Annotated in this window: 26 protein-coding genes; 15 read left to right on the plus strand and 11 right to left on the minus strand. The window is 62.6% G+C overall.

Annotated features, from left to right (window positions below):
* Nucleotides 1–201: 201 nt before the first annotated feature.
* On the minus strand, nucleotides 202–645 hold the full coding sequence (locus tag AC1RL5_RS26205; RefSeq protein ID WP_011062633.1) for a MarR family transcriptional regulator: 444 nt from the start codon (nucleotides 643–645) through the stop codon (nucleotides 202–204).
* Nucleotides 646–727: 82 nt separating this feature from the next.
* Here AC1RL5_RS26205 and AC1RL5_RS26210 point away from each other — a divergent pair, with 82 nt between their 5' ends.
* Nucleotides 728–1,894: an aminotransferase-like domain-containing protein gene (locus AC1RL5_RS26210; protein WP_093408014.1), complete on the plus strand. Its 1,167-nt coding sequence runs from the start codon at nucleotides 728–730 to the stop codon at nucleotides 1,892–1,894.
* A gap of 10 nt (nucleotides 1,895–1,904) precedes the next feature.
* Nucleotides 1,905–2,507, plus strand: a complete 603-nt coding sequence (locus tag AC1RL5_RS26215) for a glutathione S-transferase family protein (protein WP_011062631.1) — start codon at nucleotides 1,905–1,907, stop codon at nucleotides 2,505–2,507.
* A 60-nt stretch (nucleotides 2,508–2,567) separates the two neighbouring features.
* Here the strand turns inward: AC1RL5_RS26215 and AC1RL5_RS26220 are convergent, their stop codons facing one another.
* Nucleotides 2,568–3,461 carry a LysR family transcriptional regulator gene (locus tag AC1RL5_RS26220; RefSeq protein WP_011062630.1) on the minus strand — a complete coding sequence of 298 codons (894 nt, stop codon included), beginning with the start codon at nucleotides 3,459–3,461 and terminating at the stop codon, nucleotides 2,568–2,570.
* Nucleotides 3,462–3,592: 131 nt separating this feature from the next.
* Between AC1RL5_RS26220 and AC1RL5_RS26225 the strand changes: the two genes are divergently transcribed.
* The 3 genes from AC1RL5_RS26225 to AC1RL5_RS26235 are packed head-to-tail and all read left to right on the plus strand — an operon-like array spanning nucleotide 3,593 to nucleotide 6,571.
* Complete coding sequence (locus AC1RL5_RS26225) at nucleotides 3,593–4,888, plus strand: CitMHS family transporter (protein WP_492589413.1); 1,296 nt, start codon at nucleotides 3,593–3,595, stop codon at nucleotides 4,886–4,888.
* A 1-nt stretch (nucleotide 4,889) separates the two neighbouring features.
* On the plus strand, nucleotides 4,890–6,248 hold the full coding sequence (locus tag AC1RL5_RS26230; RefSeq protein ID WP_053159745.1) for an acyclic terpene utilization AtuA family protein: 1,359 nt from the start codon (nucleotides 4,890–4,892) through the stop codon (nucleotides 6,246–6,248).
* On the plus strand, nucleotides 6,245–6,571 hold the full coding sequence (locus AC1RL5_RS26235) for an AtuA-related protein (RefSeq protein ID WP_011062627.1): 327 nt from the start codon (nucleotides 6,245–6,247) through the stop codon (nucleotides 6,569–6,571). The genes AC1RL5_RS26230 and AC1RL5_RS26235 overlap by 4 nt, the downstream gene beginning before the upstream one ends.
* A gap of 18 nt (nucleotides 6,572–6,589) precedes the next feature.
* Here the strand turns inward: AC1RL5_RS26235 and AC1RL5_RS26240 are convergent, their stop codons facing one another.
* From AC1RL5_RS26240 to AC1RL5_RS26260, 5 genes are all read right to left on the minus strand, one after another.
* Nucleotides 6,590–6,961 carry a glutathione S-transferase N-terminal domain-containing protein gene (locus tag AC1RL5_RS26240; protein WP_065365442.1) on the minus strand — a complete coding sequence of 124 codons (372 nt, stop codon included), beginning with the start codon at nucleotides 6,959–6,961 and terminating at the stop codon, nucleotides 6,590–6,592.
* A gap of 103 nt (nucleotides 6,962–7,064) precedes the next feature.
* Entirely contained in the window at nucleotides 7,065–7,610 is a 546-nt protein-coding gene (folE, locus tag AC1RL5_RS26245; RefSeq protein ID WP_011062625.1) for a GTP cyclohydrolase I FolE, read from the minus strand.
* 77 nt (nucleotides 7,611–7,687) lie between these two features.
* On the minus strand, nucleotides 7,688–8,245 hold the full coding sequence (locus AC1RL5_RS26250; RefSeq protein WP_011062624.1) for a Smr/MutS family protein: 558 nt from the start codon (nucleotides 8,243–8,245) through the stop codon (nucleotides 7,688–7,690).
* A gap of 75 nt (nucleotides 8,246–8,320) precedes the next feature.
* Nucleotides 8,321–8,641 carry a hypothetical protein gene (locus AC1RL5_RS26255; protein WP_011062623.1) on the minus strand — a complete coding sequence of 107 codons (321 nt, stop codon included), beginning with the start codon at nucleotides 8,639–8,641 and terminating at the stop codon, nucleotides 8,321–8,323.
* Nucleotides 8,642–8,770: 129 nt separating this feature from the next.
* Nucleotides 8,771–9,361, minus strand: coding sequence for a cysteine hydrolase family protein (locus AC1RL5_RS26260; RefSeq protein ID WP_011062622.1), 591 nt, complete (start codon nucleotides 9,359–9,361; stop codon nucleotides 8,771–8,773).
* A gap of 239 nt (nucleotides 9,362–9,600) precedes the next feature.
* Here AC1RL5_RS26260 and prmB point away from each other — a divergent pair, with 239 nt between their 5' ends.
* Nucleotides 9,601–10,509 (plus strand): 50S ribosomal protein L3 N(5)-glutamine methyltransferase, encoded by a 909-nt coding sequence (prmB, locus tag AC1RL5_RS26265; RefSeq protein ID WP_011062621.1) that lies wholly within the window; start codon nucleotides 9,601–9,603, stop codon nucleotides 10,507–10,509.
* Between the two features lie 51 nt (nucleotides 10,510–10,560).
* Here the strand turns inward: prmB and AC1RL5_RS26270 are convergent, their stop codons facing one another.
* Together AC1RL5_RS26270 and AC1RL5_RS26275 are read right to left on the minus strand one after the other, a co-directional pair.
* Entirely contained in the window at nucleotides 10,561–11,352 is a 792-nt protein-coding gene (locus AC1RL5_RS26270) for a hypothetical protein (RefSeq protein ID WP_011062620.1), read from the minus strand.
* A gap of 99 nt (nucleotides 11,353–11,451) precedes the next feature.
* The gene (locus AC1RL5_RS26275) at nucleotides 11,452–12,405 is read right to left on the minus strand and encodes an alpha/beta hydrolase (RefSeq protein WP_015636592.1); all 954 of its coding nucleotides are present in this window, start codon (nucleotides 12,403–12,405) and stop codon (nucleotides 11,452–11,454) included.
* Nucleotides 12,406–12,546: 141 nt separating this feature from the next.
* Here AC1RL5_RS26275 and aroC point away from each other — a divergent pair, with 141 nt between their 5' ends.
* Genes aroC through AC1RL5_RS26290 form a run of 3 tightly spaced genes read left to right on the plus strand, consistent with a single transcriptional unit; the run spans nucleotide 12,547 to nucleotide 15,366 of the window.
* A complete protein-coding gene (gene aroC, locus AC1RL5_RS26280) occupies nucleotides 12,547–13,638 on the plus strand; it encodes a chorismate synthase (RefSeq protein WP_011062618.1) in 1,092 nt (363 codons plus the stop codon).
* A 34-nt stretch (nucleotides 13,639–13,672) separates the two neighbouring features.
* Nucleotides 13,673–14,821, plus strand: a complete 1,149-nt coding sequence (locus tag AC1RL5_RS26285) for an MFS transporter (protein ID WP_093407776.1) — start codon at nucleotides 13,673–13,675, stop codon at nucleotides 14,819–14,821.
* Nucleotides 14,821–15,366, plus strand: a complete 546-nt coding sequence (locus AC1RL5_RS26290; protein WP_065365446.1) for a 1,2-dihydroxy-3-keto-5-methylthiopentene dioxygenase — start codon at nucleotides 14,821–14,823, stop codon at nucleotides 15,364–15,366. Before AC1RL5_RS26285 ends, AC1RL5_RS26290 begins: the two co-directional genes overlap by 1 nt.
* Before the next feature lie 73 nt (nucleotides 15,367–15,439).
* Here the strand turns inward: AC1RL5_RS26290 and AC1RL5_RS26295 are convergent, their stop codons facing one another.
* A complete protein-coding gene (locus AC1RL5_RS26295) occupies nucleotides 15,440–15,718 on the minus strand; it encodes a DUF3509 domain-containing protein (protein WP_072450656.1) in 279 nt (92 codons plus the stop codon).
* 682 nt (nucleotides 15,719–16,400) lie between these two features.
* Here AC1RL5_RS26295 and AC1RL5_RS26300 point away from each other — a divergent pair.
* The 5 genes from AC1RL5_RS26300 (at nucleotide 16,401) to AC1RL5_RS26320 (ending at nucleotide 22,177) form a co-directional block, all read left to right on the plus strand.
* Complete coding sequence (locus AC1RL5_RS26300) at nucleotides 16,401–18,239, plus strand: long-chain-acyl-CoA synthetase (RefSeq protein WP_047337508.1); 1,839 nt, start codon at nucleotides 16,401–16,403, stop codon at nucleotides 18,237–18,239.
* Between the two features lie 97 nt (nucleotides 18,240–18,336).
* Nucleotides 18,337–18,855: an ankyrin repeat domain-containing protein gene (locus AC1RL5_RS26305; protein ID WP_492589412.1), complete on the plus strand. Its 519-nt coding sequence runs from the start codon at nucleotides 18,337–18,339 to the stop codon at nucleotides 18,853–18,855.
* A gap of 109 nt (nucleotides 18,856–18,964) precedes the next feature.
* On the plus strand, nucleotides 18,965–19,495 hold the full coding sequence (locus tag AC1RL5_RS26310) for a hypothetical protein (protein WP_492589410.1): 531 nt from the start codon (nucleotides 18,965–18,967) through the stop codon (nucleotides 19,493–19,495).
* An 85-nt stretch (nucleotides 19,496–19,580) separates the two neighbouring features.
* The gene (locus tag AC1RL5_RS26315; protein WP_011062611.1) at nucleotides 19,581–19,772 is read left to right on the plus strand and encodes a PLDc N-terminal domain-containing protein; all 192 of its coding nucleotides are present in this window, start codon (nucleotides 19,581–19,583) and stop codon (nucleotides 19,770–19,772) included.
* Between the two features lie 317 nt (nucleotides 19,773–20,089).
* Complete coding sequence (locus tag AC1RL5_RS26320; RefSeq protein ID WP_011062610.1) at nucleotides 20,090–22,177, plus strand: LTA synthase family protein; 2,088 nt, start codon at nucleotides 20,090–20,092, stop codon at nucleotides 22,175–22,177.
* Nucleotides 22,178–22,339: 162 nt separating this feature from the next.
* On the opposite strand, the gene AC1RL5_RS26325 is transcribed toward AC1RL5_RS26320, so the two are convergent.
* Nucleotides 22,340–22,492 carry a DUF3309 family protein gene (locus tag AC1RL5_RS26325; protein WP_007945780.1) on the minus strand — a complete coding sequence of 51 codons (153 nt, stop codon included), beginning with the start codon at nucleotides 22,490–22,492 and terminating at the stop codon, nucleotides 22,340–22,342.
* A gap of 307 nt (nucleotides 22,493–22,799) precedes the next feature.
* Between AC1RL5_RS26325 and AC1RL5_RS26330 the strand changes: the two genes are divergently transcribed.
* Nucleotides 22,800–23,615 carry an SDR family oxidoreductase gene (locus AC1RL5_RS26330; RefSeq protein WP_011062608.1) on the plus strand — a complete coding sequence of 272 codons (816 nt, stop codon included), beginning with the start codon at nucleotides 22,800–22,802 and terminating at the stop codon, nucleotides 23,613–23,615.
* Nucleotides 23,616–23,661 lie beyond the last annotated feature (46 nt).

The following is a 23,661-nucleotide window of genomic DNA, read 5'->3' on the forward strand; positions in this document are numbered from 1 at the left end:
GCGGGTTTTGTTGACCTTTGGGTCAAGAACTCGTCGGGCGAATTATGCGTTTGTATACAAAGAAAGCAAATAATGTTTTTGGGGTTGTGTGCGAAAAATCCGCGAACATGGCTATATCGCGGCCCCGACGTTGCGCCGGGGTGTGCAAGGGTTTGGGGCAAGGCCGGGGCCGGCGCACCAATGAATGGCGCCCGCAGGGGCTCAGTCTTCGACGGGTTTGCCCGCCAGCGCCTGGTTCACCGCCAGCCAGCCATTGACCGCACTCTCGCCAGCTTCGCTGAAGGCCCGTTGCAGGAGTTTGACCTGCTCGCGGCGCAGGGATTGCTCGAAGCCTGTGCCATCGGCGGTCAACTGCAACAGGCGCTTACGCTTGTCGCTGTCCGGGGCGACGCTGTCCACCAGGTGCATTTCCATCAATTGGCGCAACGGTGTGTTCAATGCCTGCTTGCTCACCCCCAGCAGATTGAGCAGTTCCTTGACGCTGAGCCCGGGATAGCGGGCGATGAAAAACACGATGCGCTGGTGCACCCGGCTCAGGCCCCGGCGTTCGAGCATTTCGTCGGCCTTGGCGGTAAACGCCTGATAGCCGAAGAAGAAAGCTTCCATGGCCGCTTGTTGCGAAGCCTGGTTTTTAAGGTCAAGCATATTGACGTATCTGCAAAGGTCGGCGTAATTTCGGTCAAGCAGTTTGACGTATTTTCCTCAGCCTTCGCTAGCGGTGATCTCCATGGCCTTCTCCGAACGTGTATCGCGTCTCAAAAGCTCTCTGATCCGTGAAATCCTTGCCGCGGCCCAGCGCCCGGAAGTGATGTCGTTCGCCGGGGGCCTGCCGGCCGAAGTGATGCTGCCCAAGGTGCAATGGCAGGACATGCCGTTGGCCATGGGCCAATACGGCATGAGCGAAGGCGAGCCGCAATTGCGTGAAGCCCTGGCGGCCCAGGCGCGCCAGCTCGGGGTGCCTTGCGAGGCGAGCCAGGTGCTGGTGGTCAGTGGTTCCCAGCAGACCCTCGATCTGGCAGCCAAGCTGTACATCGACAAGGGCACCCAGATCATGCTGGAAGCGCCGACCTACCTGGCCGCCCTGCAGATTTTCCAGCTGTTCGGCGCCGACTGCCTGACCGTACCGCTGCAGGCCGATGGGCCGGACCTGGTGCAGATGCGCGCGCGCCTGGAGCAGCACCGGCCGGCGTTCATCTACCTGATTCCGACGTTCCAGAACCCCTCGGCGGTGCGCTACAGCGAAGCCAAGCGTGATGCCGTGGCGGCTTTGCTGGACGAGTTCGGCGTGACCCTGATCGAGGACGAGCCCTACCGTGAGCTGACGTTCGATGGTGGCAGTGCCACGCCTATTGTCGGCCGCCTGGAAAAAGCCAGTTGGATCTACACCGGCACCGTGTCTAAAACCCTGTTGCCGGGCCTGCGGGTGGGTTACCTGATTGCCAGCCCGGACCTGTTTCCGCACCTGCTGCGGCTGAAGCAGTCGGCGGACCTGCACACCAATCGGGTTGGCCAGTGGCAGGCCATGCAGTGGATCGGCAGCGAGCGGTATCAGGCGCACCTGGATCAGTTGCGCAGTTTCTATCGCCAACGCCGGGATGAATTCCAGGGCGCCTTGCTCACCCATTTCGCCGATCTGGCGGATTGGCAGGTGCCCCAGGGCGGATTGTTTTTCTGGCTGAGCTTGAAACAGCCCCTGGATACCCGCACTTTGCTCAAGTCGGCGTTGGAGCACGACGTCACATTCATGCCCGGTGAGCCGTTCTTTGCCGATCCGGAACGCAACCCCGGGCATCTGCGGTTGAATTTCAGCCATATCGATCCGGCGCGGCTGGACGAAGGCCTCAAGCGGCTGGCCACCGTGATACGTCAAGCACAGGCTGCACAGGCAGCCTAAGGGGAGGGCCATGTACAAGGTTTATGGCGATTACCGTTCGGGCAACTGCTACAAGATCAAGCTGATGCTCAATCTGCTGGGGCTGCCTTATGAATGGCAGGCGGTGGATATTCTCGGGGGCGATACCCAGACCGAGGCCTTCCTGGCAAAGAACCCCAACGGCAAGATTCCGGTTCTGGAACTGGAAGACGGCACCTGCCTGTGGGAGTCCAACGCTATTCTCAACTTCCTCGCCGACGGCAGTCAGTTCCTGCCCAGCGAACCGCGCTTGCGCACCCAGGTTCTGCAATGGCAGTTCTTCGAGCAGTACAGCCATGAGCCCTACATCGCGGTGGCGCGTTTCATCCAGCTTTACGAAGGGCTGCCGGAGGAGCGCCGCGAGGAATACCTGAAGTTGCACAAGCGTGGCTACAAGGCGCTGGACGTGATGGAGAAACAATTGAGCCGCACCCCGTACCTGGTGGGCGAGCACTATTCGATCGCCGATATTGCGCTCTATGCCTACACCCACGTGGCCGATGAGGGCGGTTTCGACCTGAGCCGTTACCCGGGCATCCAGGCCTGGATGCAGCGGGTGCAAAGCCATCCGCGACACGTGCCGATGCTCGACTGAGCGGGTGCTTTCATCCCCACTGGACCGGCCTTGTGCCGGTTCGGTGCGTTGTGGGGCCCGCTAACGATGTTTGCCGGCCAGGTTCTGGCGCAGCAACTCATAACAGCGCTGCGCCGCTGGGCTCAGTTGCTGGCCACTGCGGCGGATCAGGCCGATCTCGCGGCTGACCCCCGGGTGTTTGATGGCAATCCGGCGCAGGCCCTCACGGCCGTCATCGGCGGATTCCGGCAGCAGGGTAATGCCCAGCCCCTGGCGTACCAGCGCCAGCACCGTGCTCATGTAGTTGGCTTCCATGGCTGGAAGCAGGGACAGTCGGCTGTCGTCGAACAGCGCTTCGACCTGCTCGCGCACGCTGCTGTCGCGGCCGGTGAGAATGATCGGCTGGCGGGCCAGGTCCTTCAGCGTCACTGACTGGCGCTGGGCCAGGGGATGATCGGTGGCCACGAACAGGCACAGGCGATCCTCCAGCAGAGGTTGGAAATCCAGCCCGTGGCTGAGCCGGGCGCGCCCGCCGATACCGAAATCCACCTCGCCGGCCCGGACCTGGGCATGAATGCGGTGAGCCACCAGGTCCTGCAGGCGTACCTCGATTCCGGCAAATTGCTCGCGAAACTGGCGCAAGGCCGGCGGCAGCACCCCGGCGCAGACCGACGGCAGCGCGGCGAGGGTGACCACGCCCCGACGCAGGGCGGCCAGGTCCCGGGAGCCACTGACGATGTTGTCCAGGTCCAGCAGCAGTTTCTCCATCGGTCCCCGAGCCTGCAGCCCAGCAGCGGTCAGGCTGACATGGCGCGGGCTGCGATCGAGCAGGGCGACCCCCAGCCATTCCTCCAGTTGCTGGACCTGCACGGTAAGGGCTGATGGCGACAGGTGCAGCTCGGCGGCGGCTTTGCTGAAGTTGCCGCTGCGGGCCACGGCGAGGAAGGCCTGGATATGCTGGATCGAGTTCTTCATTTTGTTTTTCCGAATGCAAGGCGCCGAATATTCCAATTTACAAAGACTAGCGCGATTTCAATACTCCAGAAAAACAATAACCGTCCGCCTTCCGGCCCCGGCTTGAAGAGGCGGCACACTGGAGTTGCTCCATGCTCGCCACCCTGGGTGTCATCACCATTCTCTGCCTGCTCGCGGCCGTCATGAGCAAGCGCCTGTCGCCTCTGGTCGCGCTGATTGCGCTGCCGATCATCGCCGCGCTGATCGGCGGCTTCGGTCTGCAGACCAGCGCCTTCATCGTCACCGGCATCAAGAACGTCGCCCCCGTGGTAGGCATGTTCGTGTTCGCTATCCTGTTCTTCGGCATCATGACCGACGCCGGCATGCTCGACCCGATCATCGACCGCATCCTGCGCACCGTCGGCACCCGGCCGACGCGGATCGTGGTCGGTACGGCGCTTCTGGCGCTGCTGGTGCACCTGGACGGTTCCGGCGCGGTGACCTTCCTGGTGACGGTGCCGGCAATGCTGCCGCTGTATACCCGGCTGGGCATCGATCGACGGGTTCTGGCCTGTGTCGCGGCGATGGCCGCGGGGGTCAATTTCCTGCCCTGGACCGGCCCGGTACTGCGCTCATCAGCGGCCCTGCATGTGCCGGTGGCGGATCTGTTCCAGCCGCTGATCCCGGTGCAGATCGTCGGCCTGCTGTTCGTCTTCGCCAGCGCCTGGTGGCTCGGCCGCCGGGAGGAGCGCCGCCTGGGGCTCGGTGCCGATGCCACGGCCGGTGCAGGCATCCCGACCCGGGTATTGAGCCCCGCCGAAGAGGCGCTACGCCGTCCCAGGCGCTTCTGGATCAACCTGCTGCTCACGGTGCTGGTGATGCTGGTGATGATTGCCGGCTGGGTCGATCCGGTGGTGATGTTCATGGTCGGCACGGTGCTGGCGCTGTGCATCAACTATCCGGATGTCGAGGCCCAGCGGGCACGCATCGATGCTCATGCCAAGACGGCCCTGACCATGGCCAGCATTCTCCTGGCGGCCGGTGTGTTCACCGGCATCATGCAGGGCAGCGGCATGCTCAAGGCGATTGCCGAAGTGGCGGTGGCGCAGATTCCTGCCGGTCACGGCAAGCTGATTCCGACTGTGGTGGGGTTCCTGTCCATGCCTCTGAGCATGCTGTTCGACCCCGACTCCTACTACTTCGGGGTGATGCCGGTGATTACCGAAGTGGGCAAGGCCCTGGGTGTCGACCCGCTGCAAGTGGCCCAGGCTTCGTTGCTCGGCGTGCACACCACCGGTTTCCCGGTAAGCCCGCTGACCCCGGCGACCTTCTTGCTGGTGGGCCTGTGCAAGATCGAACTGGCCGACCACCAGCGTTTCACCATCCCCTTTCTATTCGCTGCGTCAGTGTTGATGACCCTGACCGCGCTGCTGCTGGGAGTTTTTTAAGATGAAAAGCCTACGTATCGGCTCCGGCGCCGGTTACTCCGGTGACCGTATCGAGCCCGCCATCGAGTTGGCGCAACAGGGCGACCTGGATTACCTGGTGTTCGAATGCCTGGCCGAGCGCACCATCGCCCTGGCGCAGCAGGCGCGCCTGGCCGACCCGCACAGCGGCTACGACCCGTTGCTGGGGGCACGGATGCGCGGGGTGCTGCCCTTTGTCGGCGCCACGGCCTCGGGGCGGCGTTTGCGCATCATCAGCAACATGGGGGCGGCCAATCCGTTGGCGGCGGTGGCCGAGGTGCAACGGATCGCGGCCGAGTTGGGCTTGCCAGGGCTCAAGGTGATCGCGGTGCTGGGGGACGATGTGCTCGAGACTCTGCGGGCCCGGCCGGAGTGGGTGCTGGACAACGGGCAGACCCTGGGCTCGCTGGGGCAGCGGCTGATTTCCGCCAATGCCTACCTGGGCGCCCAGGGCATCGTCGACGCGCTGCGGGCTGATGCCGACGTAGTGATCACTGGGCGGGTGGCCGACCCCTCGTTGTTCCTGGCGCCGCAGATCTTCGAGTTCGGCTGGGCCGAGGATGACTGGCTGCGCCTGGGGCGCGGGACCCTGGTGGGGCATCTGCTGGAGTGCGCAGGGCAGGTCAGCGGCGGCTACTTTGCCGATCCGGGGGTCAAGAATGTGGCCGGTCTGGCGCGCCTGGGGTTCCCCCTGGCCGAAGTGGATGCACAGGGCGCGGCGCTGATCACCAAGGTCAAGGGCTCCGGGGGGCAGGTCAGCAGCGCTACCTGTACCGAGCAGTTGATCTACGAAGTGCATGACCCGGCGGCCTACCTGACGCCGGATGTCTGTGCCGACTTTTCCGCAGTGGGCTTTGTCGAGGAGGCACCGGACCGGGTGCGGCTGCAAGGGGCGGCAGGCAGCCCACGGCCTGAGCGGCTCAAGGTCAGCGTCGGCTACCTGGATGGCTGGATCGGCGAAGGGCAGATTTCCTATGGCGGCCCTGGGGCTGTGGCCAGGGCGCGGCTGGCCCGGGATATCGTGCTCGAGCGCCTGGCCCTGACCGGGGTACAGATGCAGGAAGTGCGCGCGGAGCTGATCGGCATCGATGCCTTGCACGGTGTTGAACTGGGCCAGCGAGCGCCTGCCGAACCCTGGGAAGTGCGCCTGCGGGTGGCGGCTCGCTGCACGGACAAGGCCGAAGCGGTGCGCGTCGGCAATGAGGTGGAAACCCTCTATACCAATGGGCCCGCTGGTGGCGGCGGGGCCAGTAAAAGCCTGCGGCAGGTGGTGGCGGTGGCTTCGCTGTTACTGCCCCGGGAGGCCGTCAGGGTCACCTTGCATCAGGAGGTACGGGCATGAATGAGGTCAAATTGCGTGACTTGGCGCACTCGCGTACGGGGGACAAGGGCGACACTTCGAATATTTCGGTGATTGCCTACCGCGCCGAGGACTTTGCCTTTCTTTGCGAGCAGCTTACCGCCGAGCGCGTGGCGCAATATTTCGCCGGCTTGCTGGGGAGCGATGCGGCGCCGGTACAGCGCTATGTCCTGGAGAATGTGCGGGCCTTAAACTTTGTCTTGCCGGGCATCCTGCGCGGCGGAGTGACCCGCTCCCTGGCGCTGGATGCCCACGGCAAGTGCCTGGGCGCGGCCTTGCTTGACTTGCAGTTGGCTCGGGGCTGAAGAGCCCCGGGGAGGGCGTCAGACGGTCGCGAAGCGCTGGTTCAGGTAATCGATGATCACCTTGGATTCATACATCCAGGTGGTCTGGCCGTTCTCTTCGATGCGCAGGCACGGCACCTTGATCTTGCCGCCCTGCTCCAACAGGGCCTGGCGGTCCTGCTCGTTGTTTTTTGCGTCGCGCAAGGCCACCGGCACATTCAGGCGATGCAGGGTACGGCGGGTCTTCACGCAGAACGGGCAGGCGTGAAACTGGTACAGGGTCAGGCCCTTGGCGGCTTCCACGACTTGCGCCTGAGCGGCGGCGTCCCGCTGCTGCTTGCGTGGGCGGGTGATGAAGTCGATGAAAATGATGAGTTGGCCCAGGCCGACTCGCAGCGCTTTGACGATCACGGTTATTGCCTCTTGCCCATGAATGAAGGGGCGGCAGCTTACCTGATTTTTCCCGGGCGAAAAAAAACCGGCGATCAACGCCGGTTTTTTCGCCTGCAGCCTGTTACTTGATCAGGCTGAGGAATTCGCTGCGGGTCGCGGCATTCTCGCGGAACTCGCCCAGCATCACCGAGGTGATCATCGACGAATTCTGTTTCTCCACACCGCGCATCATCATGCACATGTGCTTGGCCTCGATCACCACGGCCACCCCGAGGGCGCCGGTCACTTGTTGGACGGCGTCGGCGATCTGCCGGCTGAGGTTTTCCTGGATCTGCAGGCGGCGGGCATACATATCGACGATGCGCGCGACTTTCGACAGCCCCAGGACCTTGCCGCTGGGAATGTAGGCGACATGGGCCTTGCCGATGAACGGCAGCAGGTGGTGTTCGCACAACGAGTAGAGCTCGATATCCTTGACCAGGACCATTTCGCTGTTGTCGGAGCTGAACAAGGCACCGTTGGTGACCTCTTCCAGGGTTTGGGCATAACCGCGGCAGAGGTACTGCATGGCTTTGGCGGCACGCTTGGGCGTGTCGAGCAGGCCCTCGCGGGAGACGTCCTCGCCCAGTTGGCCGAGGATCGCGGTGTAATTCTGTTCCAGGGACATGAAACTACCTGTGGGATTTTACGCAAAGGGCAAGGGTACGGTGGCGGACACGACGCTGCAAGCGTGATGCAGCGGCTTTATTCGTCACGGCCTTCCATCATGGTGCGCTTGAGCATGACGTACAGCGCCCCGGTACCGCCATGCCTGGCCTGGCAGGAAGTGAAGCCCAGCACCTGCGGATGCTGGCGCAGCCAGGTGTTGACGTGGCTCTTGATCATCGGTCGCTTGCCGTCCAGGCGCACAGCCTTGCCGTGGGTGACGCGCACGCAGCGGATTTCGAACTGGGTGGCTTCAGCGAGAAAGGCCCAGAGGGTTTCCCGGGCCTTTTCCACGGTCATGCCATGCAGGTCGAGGCTGCCTTCAAAGGGGATCTGGCCGATCTTCAGCTTGCGCATCTGGCTTTCCTGGACCCCGTCGCGGGCCCACATCAGCTCATCTTCCGGCCCCACGTCGATGACGAACTGGTCGGACAGCCCGTCCACTGTGGTGGTCTCGCTGCGTACGGTGGCCGCCTGGCGCAACTTGGCGATCTGCGCCCGGTCGCTCTTGGGTTTGCCCGTATCGGCACGATCGTGCTTGATCGGCTTGACGCCGCGGATCTCGTTTTTGAACAGGGAAAAATCGTCGTCTTGCATGTCAGCCTCCGCGAAGGGCGGCTAGTTTACCCAACTCGGAACACCTTAAGGCGCGCAAATCGCGCCTCGGGAATGTCAGTCGTGTTTTTTCATCAGGTGCGGCGCCATGTTCAGCGCCAGGGGCTGGCGCATGCGCCGCCGGCAGCGCCGCCACAAGCGTACGCCGACATACAGCAGCAACAGGCCGACCACCAGGATCACCGCCGAGCCCGCCGGGCTGGCATTCATTTCCCCCAGCGCCGGGGCGCGGCCCAGCAGGCTCGCAGTACCGGCCATCGCCAGCAGCACGCCAAATGTCGCCAGTAGCGCGGAGAATCCCGCACCCAGGCGCAACCGCCAGTTTCGCGGGCTTTTGGGCCGCAATCGGCGTGCGTCAAAACCATCGGATATCTTCATTCCGACCTTCCTCAATGGGTATCGGCCCTTCGACCGGAAGTTGACCGGGTGGTTCCTGAGGCTAAGGCAATTGCTGCAAAGGCGAGGGGTTTATGGATGAGCGGCCCGCCAGCCGCTCACCAGGGCTGATCAGATCAGGCTTGCGGTCTGGGCGAGGGTGGCGAAGTTGTCGGCCATGATTGCCATTTCGGTTTGCTGAACGTGCTCGGCGCTGAGGATGCCACCCTTGTAGGGCAGGTCGCGGGTGGCGCAGGCGTCTTCTACCAGGGTGCAGCGAAAGCCCAGGTTCTTGGCCGCGCGCACGGTGGTGCTGACGCTGGAGTGGCTCATGAAACCGGCGACGATCAGGTCCAGGGAACCGAGGTCTTGCAGGCGCTTTTCCAGTTCGGTGCCGTGGAACGCGCTGGGCAGCAGTTTGCCGATGATGGTTTCGTCGCCTTGGGGTTCAAGGCCGGGAATGAACTCGCCGCGCTCGCCTTGTGGGTCGAACAGGCCGCCGACGGTACCGAGGTGGCGTACGTGCACCACTGGGCGACCGGCAGCCCGGGCCGCGGCCAGCAGTTGGCGGATGTTGGCCACTGCCGCGTCCATGCCGGACAGGGCCAGCGGGCCGCTGAGGTATTCTTTCTGGGCGTCGATGATCACAAGGGTCGCGTGGCTCAAATTGGCCGCTGCATAACCACGACCGCTGAGTTGAAACATCGTCTTTGGAACGGACATTCTGGGGCTCCTGTGAGTGGGGCTTTTGCGCCATTGTCCTCTGGCGGAGCGCTTCTGTGAATCGCTACTAACGTAAGGTGCGCCGTTGCTGGCCTGTAGCCTTGTCAAGTGGGGCAAGGTATGCAGCCTTCCCGAGAAAAAAACGCTTGAACACCATTGCCCGTCGCTGGTTTTTCATTCGTCGTCGGCAAGCGTTTTGGCTGTTAGAATCGCCGGTCGTTTTGTCAGGAGTCTGTCCCGTGATCACTTCCCGCCTGCGCACCTTGCGCGACCATATCCGCTGGGCTGTCAGCCGCTTTCATGGGGAGGATCTGTTCTTCGGCCATGGTACCGACAATGCCTGGGACGAGGCCCGTCAACTGGTGCTCGGCGCCTTGCACCTGCCTTGGGAAATTGCCGACAGTTACCTTGATTGCGCGTTGGAAGACGACGAGCTGGTCCATGTGCAGCACCTGCTCAAGCGCCGTATCCAGGAGCGCGTGCCTACCGCCTACCTGCTGGGCGAGGCCTGGTTCTGCGGCATGTCGTTCATTGTCGATGAGCGCGTGCTGATCCCCCGTTCGCCGATTGGCGAGCTGATCGAAAAACGTTTCGAACCCTGGCTGGGCAGCGAGCCGGCACGGATTCTCGACCTGTGTACCGGTTCCGGCTGCATCGGTATCGCTTGTGCCTATGAATTCCGTGATGCCGAGGTGGTGTTGGCGGACCTGTCCTTCGAAGCCCTCGAAGTGGCCAACCAGAACATCGAGCGCCATGGCGTCGATGAGCGGGTGTTCACGGTCCAGGGCGACGGCTTCGATGGCCTGCCCGGGCAGCGCTTCGACCTGATCGTGTCCAACCCGCCCTATGTCGATGCCGAAGACTTCGCCGACATGCCGGATGAATACCAGCACGAGCCCGAGCTGGGCCTGGCCTGTGGCGAGGATGGCCTGAACCTGGTGCGGCGGATGCTGGCCGAGGCGGCGGACCACCTGACCGAGAAGGGCTTGCTGATTGTCGAGGTGGGCAACAGCCAGGTGCATGTCGAGGCGCTGTACCCGGAGGTCGACTTCGCCTGGCTGGACTTCGAGCGCGGTGGCCACGGTGTGTTCATGCTGACCGCGGAGCAGTGCCGCGAACATCAGGCGTTGTTCGCGTCCCGGGTCTGAGCCGATTGCCGGCCCGCGCAGCGCGGGCCTCTGGTGGTCAGGCGTTGCGGCTCAGCGATGAGTCGCAATCCAGATCAGCAGCCCGGCCTGGAACACCGCAAAGGCCACCAGGCAGGTGATGGTGAAGCGCAGACCGGTGTCCTCGCGCTTGTACTTGGTGACTTTCTCTTCCTGCTTGCGCAGCTTCACTTCCAGTTCTTCAAGATTCTGTTCGGCCTGCTGGAGCATCTGCGCCGCTTCCAGAATCTCCACGAACTGCAGTTTTTCGCTATTCCACTGGCCCAGCAGTTCACCCACCTGGACATCCTTGACGCTGCCCTTGAGGTGCTGGGCATCGGCATACACCACATCGAAACCCTGGGTGCGCAGCACGTGGTCGCGACGCAGGCGCGTGTCTTCGTTGAGGGCATCCTTGTTTGCCAGGTCGAAGCCGTCGACCCGGTAGTGCGGCCACTTCTTCTGGGCCCACTGCGCTGCCTGGGCCAGCAGGAAACGGCCGATTCCGCGGTTCAGCGGTTCGACCTGCAGGCCGCCTTCGGGCTCGAAGTGCACCCGGCGAGTGTCGTGCTCGACCCACACATCCAGGTGATTCTGTTCCTTGCGCACCCGTTGGCCGGGGAGGCTGATGGTCATGCGCAGCAGGCTGTGCTCTTTGTTGTTGCGTTCGGCATAACCGAACTCGACAAAGCGCAGAGGCCGTCCGCCCGTGGCGCGATCGGTCTGCAAGGGTGCCAGGCGCAGCATCTTGTGGTGCTCGGCCTGCACATCGGCCCACGGCAGCGGCGGCGCTTCCGGGGCGGCGGCTTCCTGCTCGGTGGCGGGTGAATTCGGGGTATCAGTCATAACGGCGAGATCCTGTCCAATCGCTGCGCGCCGACAGCAATTGAACGGCCGGCAAAGGCTTATCGGCCGTTTTTTTCAGGACTGGAGGGCAAAAACAGCCTAACGGGTGTGAAGTCCGTCAATAAAATCGATGATCGCGCTGCCCAGTTCCGCTGCCAGGGGCAATTGCGGGTCCTTGTAGGAGGCCAGCTGGCGCTTGAGGTCATTGGGCACGATGCGCATTACATGGTTCATGCCCTCGATCAGTGCCAGTTGCGCATCCGGTTTGGCGGCCTTGAGGACCCTGGCGTCATCGACGCTGACCTGGATGTCGTTGCTGCCCTGGATGATTAGCGCCGGCATCTTCAGGCGGGCGAAGGCCGCCGCCGGGTCTTCGCGAAACAGGGTGATCAGGTAAGGCTGCACGCTGGGGCGAAAGATGACTTGCAGGGCAGGGGGTACATCCGGGTCGACCTTGCCGGCCTTGAGGCTGTCCAGCAGCTCATTGCTGCGCAGCATCAGCGCCGGTGGCAGGCGGTAGCTCAACTGCTGGCGCAGGATCTGGTCCACCGGGCGGGCGGTTCCGGAGATCGAGATAACGCCTGCGGCATTCAGCTGCGGTGCCGCCAGCGTGGCGATCAGTGCGCCTTCGCTATGCCCCAGGACTATCAGTTGGCCCAGGCGTGGATCGGCCTTGAGCTTGTTGCCCCAGGCCACGGCATCTGCGACATAGGCGTCCAGGGTCAGGTTGCGTTCGTCCGGGGTCGCGGCGAGGCTGGCGGCCACGCCGCGCTTGTCATAACGCACGCTGGCGATGTTGTGCTTGGCCAGTACCCAGGCCAGGCGCTTGAGGCTGTCGTTGCGCCCGCCATCGGGGTTGTTGCCGTCGCGGTCAGTGGGGCCGGAGCCGGAAATGATCAGCACCACCGGCACCGGCTGCTCGGACTTGGGTAGCAGCAGCGAGCCGTACAGCTCACCGTGCCCGGTGTCCAGGCTCACGGGGCGTTGCAGGACGGCCGCATGAACCAGGCCGGTGAACAGGGAAAGGCTCAAGAGAAGAACTCGCAGCATCATCGCGCCATCATGGATAAGGTGCCGGTTTGACTCGGTAACAGGCAGAAGGTTCGAGGATGAACTAGTTGGGTAGCCTGCGTATACTGGCGCACGCGCTAATCCAGATTGAGTTATTTCGGCTGATTTCACGGAGCTCCCTGCATGTCCGGCAATACCTACGGCAAGCTGTTCACTGTCACCACCGCGGGCGAAAGCCATGGTCCGGCGTTGGTCGCCATTGTCGACGGCTGCCCGCCGGGCCTGGAACTGACGCTGGAGGACCTGCAGCGTGACCTGGACCGGCGCAAGCCTGGCACCAGCCGCCACACCACCCAGCGCCAGGAACCCGATGAGGTCGAGATCCTCTCCGGGGTGTTCGAAGGCAAGACCACCGGCTGTTCCATCGGCTTGTTGATCCGCAACACCGATCAGAAGTCCAAGGACTATTCGGCGATCAAGGACCTGTTCCGCCCGGCTCACGCCGACTACAGCTACCACCACAAGTACGGCATCCGCGACTACCGTGGTGGCGGCCGCAGCTCGGCCCGGGAAACCGCCATGCGCGTGGCGGCCGGGGCCATTGCCAAGAAGTACCTGGCCAGCCAGGGCATCGTGATTCGCGGCTACATGAGCCAGCTGGGCCCGATCGAGATTCCCTTCAAGACCTGGGATTCGGTAGAGAACAACGCCTTCTTCAGCCCCGATCCGGACAAGGTTGCGGAACTGGAAGCCTATATGGACCAGTTGCGTCGAGACCAGGATTCGGTCGGAGCGAAGATCACTGTGGTGGCCGAAGGGGTGATGCCGGGTCTGGGCGAGCCGATTTTCGATCGCCTGGACGCCGAGCTGGCCCATGCTCTGATGAGCATCAACGCGGTCAAGGGCGTGGAGATCGGCGCCGGTTTCGCCTGCGTTGCCCAGCGCGGCACCGAGCACCGTGACGAACTGACCCCGCAAGGTTTCCTCAGCAATAACGCCGGCGGCATTCTGGGCGGCATCTCCTCGGGGCAGCCGATCGTCGCTCACCTGGCGCTCAAGCCGACCTCCAGCATTACCACCCCCGGGCGCTCCATCGATATCGACGGCAACCCGGTGGACGTGATCACCAAGGGGCGCCACGACCCGTGCGTGGGCATTCGCGCCACGCCGATCGCCGAGGCGATGATGGCCATCGTGCTGATGGATCACCTGCTGCGCCACCGCGGCCAGAATGCCGACGTGCGCGTCAGCACGCCGGTGCTGGGCCAGCTGTAATGCCGGTCCTGCCAGTCGCCACGGTCTGAAGGCCGTGGCGGCACTTCCCTACTGGCGGCTTTCCAGTTTCTACCTGTTCTATTTCGCGCTGCTGGGCTCGACCGCGCCATTCCTGGCGCTGTATTTCGATCACCTGGGGTTCTCCAGCGCGCGCATCGGCGAACTGGTGGCCATTCCCATGCTCATGCGCTGCGTGGCGCCCAACCTTTGGGGCTGGCTGGGGGACTATACCGGGCGGCGCCTGGCGATCGTGCGTTTTGGTGCGTTCTGCACCCTGGTCTGTTTCTCCCTGATCTTCGTCGACAAGAGCTATGCCTGGCTGGCCATGGTCATGGCCCTGCATGCTTTTTTCTGGCACGCGGTGCTGCCGCAGTTCGAAGTGATCACCCTGGCGCACCTGCAAGGCCAGGCCTCGCGCTACAGCCAGATCCGCCTCTGGGGCTCCATCGGCTTCATTCTTACCGTGGTGGCCCTGGGGCGTTTGTTCGAGTGGTTGAGCCTGGACATCTACCCGGTAGCGCTGGTGGTGATCATGGCGGGCATCGTCCTCAGCAGCCTGTGGGTGCCTAACGCCCAGCCTCGGGTGCAGGGGCCGCGGCACGCCGGGGAGGGCTTTGTCAGGCAACTGCGTAGCCCCGGTGTGCTGGCCTTCTACCTGTGCGTGGCACTGATGCAGATGAGCCACGGCCCCTATTACACTTTCCTGACTCTGCACCTGGAGCGCCTGGGCTATACCCGCGGGCTGATCGGCATGCTCTGGGCCCTGGGTGTGGTGGCCGAAGTGTTGATGTTTCTGGCGATGAGCTGGCTCCTGGCGCGCTTTTCCGTGCGGCGGGTGCTGCTGGCGAGCTTCCTGCTGGCGGCTCTGCGCTGGTTGCTGCTGGGCGGCCTGGCGGAACACCTCGGGGTGCTGTTGTTGGCTCAGGTGCTGCACGCGGCGACCTTCGGCAGTTTCCACGCCGCCGCCATTCATTTTGTGCAGCGCAGTTTCGGTGCCCGCCAGCAAGGCCAGGGTCAGGCGTTGTACGCGGCCCTGGCGGGAACCGGGGGCGCCCTGGGGGCCTTGTATTCGGGTTATAGCTGGAATGCCCTGGGCCCCACATTGACCTTTAGTATTGCCAGCGTCGCAGCCTTGGCCGCAGCCGTTATCATTGCCACCCGCATGCAAGAGGAGTTGCCGTAATGAGCAGCCTGTCCGTCTACCACGTATCCAGTCCGGACCTGCCGAACAAGGTCCTGACCCACTTCGACGATATCGCTGCAACCCTGGCCGAGCAGGGGATTCGTTTCGATCGCTGGCCTGCCACCACGCGTGTTGCACCGGGCACCGGCCAGCAAGAAGTGATAAGCGCCTATCAGGAGCAGGTCGATCGCCTGATGACCGAGGGTGGCTACGCCAGTGTGGATGTCATCAGCCTCGATGAAGACCATCCGCAGAAGGCCGAGCTGCGCGCCAGCTTTCTCGATGAGCACCGCCACAGCGAGGATGAAGTACGTTTCTTCGTTGCGGGCCGGGGCCTGTTCAACCTGCACATCGATGACTATGTGTACGCCGTACTGTGCGAGAGGAATGACCTGATCTCGGTGCCGGCGGGCACCGCCCATTGGTTCGACATGGGCGAGCGGCCGAACCTGGTGGCCATCCGCATGTTCAACAACCCCCAGGGCTGGAACGCCAGCCTGACCGGCGACGCGATCGCCAGCCAGTTCCCGCGCCTGGACGATTGAGCGGGGAGCACAACGTCAACGGGCCGGACCCACGCAAGGTGGGGCCGGCCCGGACAGGTGCAGCGCAAGCGGCTTACGCGGAGTGGTAAGTCGGCAGGGCAAAGCGGTTCTGGCTTTGCAGCATGGAGATCTGTGGCAACTCACTGGCCTGTTCGGCCAAGTCCCGACGAATTGCGCTGATGACCCACGACAGTTGGTCGGCGGCGTGCAACTGTGCGTAGGAGATCGAACGCTTGAACTGTTTGCCTTCGCTGCTGCGCAGGGTCAACAGGATGCCACCGTCAGGGCGTGGCTGGGTGGTCACTTCGAAGTTGGAGAACAGGGAGGAAAATTTTTCTTGGATCAGGCTCATGTCTATCAGCTCCGTTAGCTCTTGAAGGGCAAGCGTGGAGTGATAGGTGCAGCGATTGTGCCAGCATTGTTTTTTTTTAAATATGCTTTAAAAACAACAACTTATAAAAATCAAAAAAGCGCCTGTTCGTGCAAATTGCATGAATGGCCATCGTGCATCCTGCATTTTGCAGGTCCGCAGGGGGTGTTGGCGGGTGCCGTGGCAGTGTTGTGACCGCGGGCCAGGGTGGAAAATTCAATCGTTGAAGCGGGGACAAGTACGCTGCGTGGGGAGACCGAGGGTAGATACAAAAGTTTGCAAAAACCCCGTGTACAGCGTCGCGAGAGCTGACGTATTTTCCAGCCAGTCACGTTGGTTCAACCTGGCCTCGGCGGCCCCGCGAAAGCGGCTTGAACGGCGTTTCTGCGACATGGAATGTGTTGTGGCGCGATCTTGCGATCCCGCCCGACCAATAATAAGAACATAGGACGCTCTCCATGAACCTTTCCTGCGCCTCATCGCCGGTGCTCTTTGCAGCCCTGCGCTTGTCCTGCCTTCATCCCTTTGCGAGAGATATCCACAGCTCCCGCGTGCCGCTCGCCGCACCCTGGATCGCTACCCCCGGTTGAGCCTTGCGCCGCTGTTGCCAACGCCCGGCCGGCCAGGCCCGGGCCCAGATCCTTGCTGTGCAACCGGAGCAACCATGAACAAGCACAAGAGCGACATGATCACCTGGGGCATGATGCTGCGTAAGGTGCCCTCCATTGCCAGGGCACTGCCGCGGGTGGTGCGGGGCATGAAGGCGGGCAATATCGACAACCCGGACCAGCCCTGCGGCCTGGGCTGGAGCTTTGAGCAGGCGACCCTGCGCAACCCCGAGGGGCCGGCCTTGCTGTACGGTGACCGGGTGCTCAGTTATGCACAGGTCAATCAATGGGCCAACCGCATTGCTGCCTACCTGCAGGAGCAGGGCATCGGCAAGGGTGATGTGCTGGCGATCTTCATCGAGAACCGCCCGGAATTGCTGGTCACGGTGCTGGCGGTGGCCAAGCTCGGAGGCATTTGCGCGATGCTCAACACCGCGCAGACCCAGGGCGTGCTGGCGCACAGCCTGGCGTTGGTGAAACCGGCGGCGATCATCCTCGGCGGCGAGCTGCAGGCCGCTTACTCGGCGGTACGCGAGCAGGTGGGCATCGATCCGCAGCGCACCTGGTTCGTGGCCGATCAGGACACCTTTGCCGACCCCGGGCCGACCCCTGCGGGAATGCGCAACCTGATGGCCGAGAGCGCCGGTTACCCATCGGACAACCTGGCGCAGACCCAGCGCATCTTCCTCAACGACCCTTGCTTCTACATCTATACCTCCGGCACCACGGGGTTGCCCAAGGCCGGGATCTTCAAGCATGGGCGCTGGATGCGCACCTCTGCCGGCTTCGGCACCATCGCCCTGGATATGCAGCCCGGCGACGTGGTGTATTGCACCTTGCCGCTGTACCACGCCACGGGTCTGTGCGTGTGCTGGGGCTCGGCGATTACCGGCGCCTCGGGCTTTGCCATCCGCCGCAAATTCAGCGCCAGCCAGTTCTGGGATGACGTGCGCCGCTACAAGGCCACGACCGTGGGTTATGTCGGGGAGTTGTGCCGCTACCTGATCGACCAGCCGGCTTGCGCACGGGATACCGAGCACGGGGTCTCGAAGATGATCGGCAACGGGCTGCGCCCGGGCGTCTGGAGCGAGTTCAAGCAACGTTTCGGCGTCGGTCATATCTGTGAGTTGTATGCCGCCAGTGACGGCAATATCGGTTTCAGCAACATCCTCAACTTCGACAATACCGTGGGCTTTTCCCTGATCCCCTGGGCGCTGGTGGAATACGCCCACGACACCGGTGCGCCACTGCGCAACAGCCAGGGCTTCATGCAGAAGGTGGCCAAGGGCGGCCAGGGGCTGTTGCTGGCGAAGATCGACGACAAGGCGCCCCTGGATGGCTACACCGACCCGGAAAAGAACCTCAAGGTGATTCTCAAGGACGTATTCGAGAAGGGCGACTGCTACTTCAACACCGGCGATCTGCTGCGCGATATCGGCTTTGGCCATGTGCAGTTCGTCGACCGGCTGGGAGATACCTATCGCTGGAAGGGAGAGAACGTTTCCACCACCGAGGTGGAGAACGTCCTCCTGGGGCACCCGCAGGTTGCCGAGGTGGTGGCCTATGGGGTCGAGATCCACAACACCAACGGTCGGGCCGGGATGGTGGCGATCACTCCGGCAGAATCCCTGGCGACCCTGGATTTCAGCGAGTTGCTGCAGTTCGCCCGGCAGCAGTTGCCGGCCTATGCAGTGCCGCTGTTCCTGCGGATCAAAGTGAAGATGGACACCACCGGCACCTTCAAGTACCAGAAGAGTCGCCTCAAGGAGCAGGCATTCGATCTGCAGCAAATCGGGGACGAGCCGGTGTATGCCTGGTTGCCGGGCTCGGATACCTATGTGCGGCTGACCCCGCAGATTCTCGCGGACATTCAGGGTGGGCGCCTGCGTTATTGATTCTGCCTATGGTGGCTCTCGGGAAAAAAGGGATGACAGGCTGGCGCTGGCTTGGGGAAACTAGCGCCTTTCCGAATTGCCGAACCTGGAGTTTCCGATGACCGACAAAAGCCGCCAGATGACTGAAGAAGAGGCCGCCCAGTTTGTCGAACAGGTGTTCAACGTGGCCCGCCAGGGCGACGCACAGATGCTCGACAAGCTGGCTGCCAGTGGCCTGCCGGTCAACTTGCGCAATCACAAGGGCGACACGCTGCTGATGCTCGCCGCCTATCACGGCCATGTGGACGCGGTGCAGGTGCTGCTCAAGCACCAGGCCGACCCCGAGATCCGCAACGACAACGGCCAGAGCCCGATTGCCGGGGCTGCCTTCAAGGGCGACCTGGCGGTGGTCAAGGCGCTGGTGGAGGGGGGCGCCCAGGTGGAAGGCTCGTCCTTCGACGGACGTACCGCGCTGATGATGGCGGCGATGTTCAACCGCACGGAAATCGTCACCTACCTGATCGGCCAGGGCGCCGACCCCAAGGCCCGCGACAGCAATGGCGTGAGTGCCCTGGAAGCGGCCAAGACCATGGGCGCCATGGATACCACGGCGCAGCTGGAAAAACTCCTGGCCTGAGCCGGCGATGATCGGGGCGTGCAGGCGTCAGGTGCTGCCTGGCGTGATAGCTCGGGCACTTTAGGCTATCCTTCGCGCCCCTTGATTTCCTAGCTTCCAGGATGTGCCCATGAAAATCGCCCTTATCGAACTCATTAGCAAGATCAGCTCCGGGTGCATGGGCGATGCCGAGATCCAGCAGATCGCCGAGGAGGCGAGCCAGGCCTACGCCGACCCTCAGGGATTCCTGGCAGCCAACCCGGATATCAACTACGACGACAGCTTCCCTATTCCACTGGGGGAATGGGTGGTGGTCGGCAGCCTGCCGGAAACCGTGTTGTTTCAGGCCGATACCTATGTCGACCTGTTCGCCCAGATCGTCGCCTCGTTCGGCAAGGACGTGGCTTTCAACATCAAGCCCAAGCAGTTGGCCAAGATCGAAGCCCTGACGGCCTTGAACCGCATCCAGATCCAGATGGGCAGCATGAACCCGGAAAACGGCGGCTATGTGTTGATGAACTTCAGCCAGTTGCTGGATGACGAGTTGCAGATGGTACTGGTCTACGGCAACGACGTGCCGCGGGTGCTGGAGCTGTGCGCCGAGGTAGGGATCGCCGCAGCGCCGGCCCTGGAAGCCTTGAAGATCGCCGTTCATGTCTGAAGCCCGAGCGGCTGTGGAATAAAACGGAACCCTGATCCAGCACGGCTATCCTAAAGAGGCACGCCATCATTTAGGGAGCGACACCATGGGTTCCACCTTCAATGGCCTGGTTGGCCTGATCATTCTGGCCCTGGATATCTGGGCCATCATCAACGTACTCAAAAGCGGCGCCGAAACCGGGATGAAGATCCTCTGGGTGCTCTTGATCATTCTCCTGCCGGTGCTGGGGCTGATCATCTGGGCGATCGCCGGGCCGCGAGGCAATGTGCGGCTCTGAAGCGGGAGACGCAGGTTGCACAGGGAAAAGGGCCGTCAGGCCCTTTTTTGTGTGACTAAACATGCGTTGAACGAAATTTTCACAAACGCTCTAAGACAATTCGCCGGCGCTTTTCCCCCGGTATAACTCTCTGCAATCTCTTGTCCCAGAGCTGTTGGCAGTGGGTTTTTCGGTGCTGCCCACTAATCAATGGCAATGCCTTGAGTGATCGTGCAACATTTGCGCACCGCGAATTCCCCCGTCGCCCTGGCGGCAACAAGAGGGCAGAACGCAGCTTTATCTTTGCAACTTAAACTTCCAATGGGTCCTAAAACCACATGGCAAACTCGGATGCCCTGAGTCAGCAGCGATCCTCGAATCGCCTGCTGCAACCGACCGTTAAATCCCATCTGGCCTACACGCTATTGTGCGCCCTGGTCATGATGGTGATGCTTTCCCTGTTGCGCGTCGCGCTGCTGATCTACAACCGCGAGATGATTCTCGACACTCCGGCCTCGACCTTCCTCGAAGCGTTTGCTAACGGGCTGCGTTTTGACCTGCGGCTGGTGGTCTACCTCAGCGTACCGCTGCTGCTGGCGCTGTTCAGCGCCCGGGCCATGGCGGCTCGCGGGGTGTTGCGCTTCTGGCTGACGGTCACCTCCAGCATCGCGCTGTTCCTCGGCCTGATGGAGATGGACTTCTACCGCGAGTTCCACCAGCGCCTCAACGGCCTGGTCTTCCAGTATGTGAAGGAAGACCCGAAAACCGTGATGAGCATGCTCTGGTACGGCTTCCCGGTGGTCCGCTACCTGCTGGCCTGGGCCGTGGGCACCTGGATCCTGAGCCTGGCATTCAAGGGGGCCGACCGCGCCACCCGGCCCCGCGGCCCGTTCAGCGGCGGCAATGTCGGCACCCGGCAGATTGCCCCCTGGTATGCGCGCATTGCGGTGTTCGTGGTGTGTCTGCTGATCTGCGTGGTTGCAGCCCGTGGCACTCTGCGCCAGGGCCCGCCGATGCGTTGGGGTGACGTCTACACCACCGAATCCAACTTCGCCAACCAGTTGGGCCTCAATGGCACGCTGCAATTGATGGCGGCGGCCAAGGATCGTCTGTCCGAGGACCGCACCAATATCTGGAAGGCCACCTTGCCTCAGCCTCTGGCGCAGCAGACCGTGCGCGACATGCTGCTGGTGCCGAGTGACAAGCTGGTGGATGCCGACATCGCCGCTGTACGCCGCACCTACACGCCGGATGGGGAAAAGACCCTGCCGATCAAGAACGTCGTGGTGATCCTGATGGAAAGCTTCGCCGGGCATTCGGTGGGCGCCCTGGGACGTCCGGGGGAGATCACTCCGTACTTCGACAAACTGTCCAAGGAAGGCCTGCTGTTCGACCGCTTCTTCTCCAACGGCACCCACACCCACCAGGGCATGTTCGCCACCATGGCGTGCTTCCCCAACCTGCCTGGCTTCGAATACCTGATGCAGACCCCGGAAGGCAGCCACAAGCTGTCCGGCCTGCCGCAACTGCTCAGTGCTCGCAACTACGATGACGTGTATGTCTACAACGGCGATTTCGCCTGGGACAACCAGTCGGGGTTCTTCAGCAACCAGGGCATGACCAACTTCATCGGCCGTAACGACTTCGTCAATCCGGTGTTCTCCGACCCGACCTGGGGCGTGTCCGACCAGGACATGTTCAACCGCGGCCTGGAAGAGTTGAAGGCCCGGGAAGGCAAGGGGCCGTTCTATGCCCTGCTGCAGACCCTGTCCAACCACACGCCGTATGCCCTGCCCACGCCTTTGCCGGTGGACAAGGTGACCGACCGCGGCAGCCTCAACGAACACCTGACGGCCATGCGCTACTCCGACTGGGCCCTGGGCCAGTTCTTCGAGAAAGCGCGCAAGGAGCCTTACTTCAAGGAAACCCTGTTCGTGGTAGTGGGCGACCATGGCTTCGGCAACGAGCAGCAGATCACCGAAATGGACCTGGGGCGCTTCAACGTGCCCATGCTGATGATCGCTCCGGGCATCCAGGAAAAGTTCGGCCAGCGTGACCACACCGTGGGCACCCAGATCGACATCGTGCCCACCATCATGGGCCGCCTGGGTGGCGACGTACTGCACCAGTGCTGGGGGCGCGACCTACTCAACCTGCCGGAAGGCGACAAGGGCTTCGGCGTGATCAAGCCTTCGGGCAGTGACCAGACCGTAGCGCTGCTGACGGCGGACCGGGTGCTGGTACTGCCCAAGGAAATGCCGCCACGGCTGTACAAGTACGAACTGGGTTCGGCACCGGGGGGCGAACTGATCCCGGATTCTGCCGATGAGGCGCAGCTCAAGCAGAAGCTGGAATCCTTCCTGCAGACGGCGACCAAGAGCTTGCTCGACAACACCGCAGGCGTGGTCAACGGGAAACCGGACTAAACGCTGTAGCGCCGGCCCTGTCATGCGGGGTTGGCGCAAGTTGCCCGCGTGAATAAAACACCCCACAAGTGGGGTGTTTTTTATTCGGGCTAATAAAAAGGCGCCGGTGAAGACCGGCGCCTTTTTACGTTCAAACATGCTCTGGGGCGAGCAATAAGGGCGTTATATCCTGCCCAGCAGCAAGAGTACCAACAGCACCACCAGCACGACGCCAATGATTCCTGAAGGCCCATAACCCCAGCTTCTGGAGTGCGGGAATACTGGCAGGCCGCCAATCAGCAGCAGAATCAGAATAACGATCAGAATGGTGCCCATGGCTGTTTCCTTATTGGAATAGAGTTGAACAACGCAGTTATTCAAGGACAAGTTCGTTTTAGGGATAAAGCGAACCGCTTAATAAATCCGACTCTGCGCCCCTCCAGAAAATTCCAAGTATTTTTAAAGCTTTCCGCTTTCGGTCTTATTTCCTTTGCGCCTGCCCGGAGCAGGGGGGCGGATGACAGGTCGGGGGCACCGGGCCGGCGGTTTGCCCGGGGCATTCAGCACCCTGATGGTGCGTGGGTGGCGCAGGGGCCTTCGCTACACTGCGGCTCATCTTCCCCGGAACAACAAGGCAACTCTTATGCAAAATCGCATGATGATCACTGGCGCCGGCTCCGGCCTGGGTCGCGAAATCGCTTTGCGCTGGGCCCGCGAGGGCTGGCGGCTGGCCTTGTCCGATGTCAGCGAGGCGGGCCTGCAGGAAACCCTGAAACTGGTGCGTGCAGCCGGTGGTGACGGTTTTGTGCAGCGCTGCGATGTGCGTGACTACAGCCAGTTGACCGCCTTCGCTCAGGCCTGCGAGGTGAAGTTCGGCGGCATCGACATCATCGTCAACAACGCCGGCGTGGCCTCTGGCGGGTTCTTCAGCGAACTGTCGCTGGAAGATTGGGACTGGCAGATCGCGATCAACCTAATGGGGGTGGTCAAGGGCTGCAAGGCCTTCCTGCCGCTGCTGGAGCAGAGCAAGGGCAAGATCATCAATATCGCTTCCATGGCGGCCTTGATGCAGGGCCCGGCCATGAGCAACTACAACGTGGCCAAGGCCGGAGTGGTGGCGCTTTCCGAGAGCCTGTTGATCGAGCTCGCGCAGCAGGAAATCGGCGTGCATGTGGTCTGCCCGTCGTTCTTCCAGACCAACCTGCTGGACTCCTTCCGGGGGCCAACCCCGGCCATGAAGGCCCAGGTGGGCAAGTTGCTGGAAAACTCGCCGATCACCGCCGCCGAGATCGCCGACTACATCCATGCCCAGGTCGATGCCGGCCAGTTCATGATCCTGCCCCATGAGCAGGGCCGCATGGCCTGGGCCCTGAAGCAGAAAAATCCCCAGGCGCTGTACGACGAAATGACCCTGATGGCCGACAAGATGCGCGCCAAGGCCAAGCAAAGCGCCAGTTGAGCTTGCCCAATCCCCCTGGGCGTCGTTAGGGTTGCCGGCATCCGAC

Source organism: Pseudomonas sp. GW822-FHT06D10 (assembly GCF_058799535.1).

Bases quoted from the DNA above. Each gene is read 5' to 3' on its own strand.
- AC1RL5_RS26205 (WP_011062633.1), bottom strand. From the start codon at position 645: ATGCTTGACCTTAAAAACCAGGCTTCGCAACAAGCGGCCATGGAAGCT.
- AC1RL5_RS26210 (WP_093408014.1), top strand. From the start codon at position 728: ATGGCCTTCTCCGAACGTGTATCGCGTCTCAAAAGCTCTCTGATCCGT.
- AC1RL5_RS26215 (WP_011062631.1), top strand. From the start codon at position 1,905: ATGTACAAGGTTTATGGCGATTACCGTTCGGGCAACTGCTACAAGATC.
- AC1RL5_RS26220 (WP_011062630.1), bottom strand. From the start codon at position 3,461: ATGAAGAACTCGATCCAGCATATCCAGGCCTTCCTCGCCGTGGCCCGC.
- AC1RL5_RS26225 (WP_492589413.1), top strand. From the start codon at position 3,593: ATGCTCGCCACCCTGGGTGTCATCACCATTCTCTGCCTGCTCGCGGCC.
- AC1RL5_RS26230 (WP_053159745.1), top strand. From the start codon at position 4,890: ATGAAAAGCCTACGTATCGGCTCCGGCGCCGGTTACTCCGGTGACCGT.
- AC1RL5_RS26235 (WP_011062627.1), top strand. From the start codon at position 6,245: ATGAATGAGGTCAAATTGCGTGACTTGGCGCACTCGCGTACGGGGGAC.
- folE (WP_011062625.1), bottom strand. From the start codon at position 7,610: ATGTCCCTGGAACAGAATTACACCGCGATCCTCGGCCAACTGGGCGAG.
- AC1RL5_RS26250 (WP_011062624.1), bottom strand. From the start codon at position 8,245: ATGCAAGACGACGATTTTTCCCTGTTCAAAAACGAGATCCGCGGCGTC.
- AC1RL5_RS26255 (WP_011062623.1), bottom strand. From the start codon at position 8,641: ATGAAGATATCCGATGGTTTTGACGCACGCCGATTGCGGCCCAAAAGC.
- AC1RL5_RS26260 (WP_011062622.1), bottom strand. From the start codon at position 9,361: ATGTCCGTTCCAAAGACGATGTTTCAACTCAGCGGTCGTGGTTATGCA.
- AC1RL5_RS26270 (WP_011062620.1), bottom strand. From the start codon at position 11,352: ATGACTGATACCCCGAATTCACCCGCCACCGAGCAGGAAGCCGCCGCC.
- AC1RL5_RS26275 (WP_015636592.1), bottom strand. From the start codon at position 12,405: ATGATGCTGCGAGTTCTTCTCTTGAGCCTTTCCCTGTTCACCGGCCTG.
- aroC (WP_011062618.1), top strand. From the start codon at position 12,547: ATGTCCGGCAATACCTACGGCAAGCTGTTCACTGTCACCACCGCGGGC.
- AC1RL5_RS26290 (WP_065365446.1), top strand. From the start codon at position 14,821: ATGAGCAGCCTGTCCGTCTACCACGTATCCAGTCCGGACCTGCCGAAC.
- AC1RL5_RS26295 (WP_072450656.1), bottom strand. From the start codon at position 15,718: ATGAGCCTGATCCAAGAAAAATTTTCCTCCCTGTTCTCCAACTTCGAA.
- AC1RL5_RS26300 (WP_047337508.1), top strand. From the start codon at position 16,401: ATGAACAAGCACAAGAGCGACATGATCACCTGGGGCATGATGCTGCGT.
- AC1RL5_RS26305 (WP_492589412.1), top strand. From the start codon at position 18,337: ATGACCGACAAAAGCCGCCAGATGACTGAAGAAGAGGCCGCCCAGTTT.
- AC1RL5_RS26310 (WP_492589410.1), top strand. From the start codon at position 18,965: ATGAAAATCGCCCTTATCGAACTCATTAGCAAGATCAGCTCCGGGTGC.
- AC1RL5_RS26315 (WP_011062611.1), top strand. From the start codon at position 19,581: ATGGGTTCCACCTTCAATGGCCTGGTTGGCCTGATCATTCTGGCCCTG.
- AC1RL5_RS26320 (WP_011062610.1), top strand. From the start codon at position 20,090: ATGGCAAACTCGGATGCCCTGAGTCAGCAGCGATCCTCGAATCGCCTG.
- AC1RL5_RS26325 (WP_007945780.1), bottom strand. From the start codon at position 22,492: ATGGGCACCATTCTGATCGTTATTCTGATTCTGCTGCTGATTGGCGGC.
- AC1RL5_RS26330 (WP_011062608.1), top strand. From the start codon at position 22,800: ATGCAAAATCGCATGATGATCACTGGCGCCGGCTCCGGCCTGGGTCGC.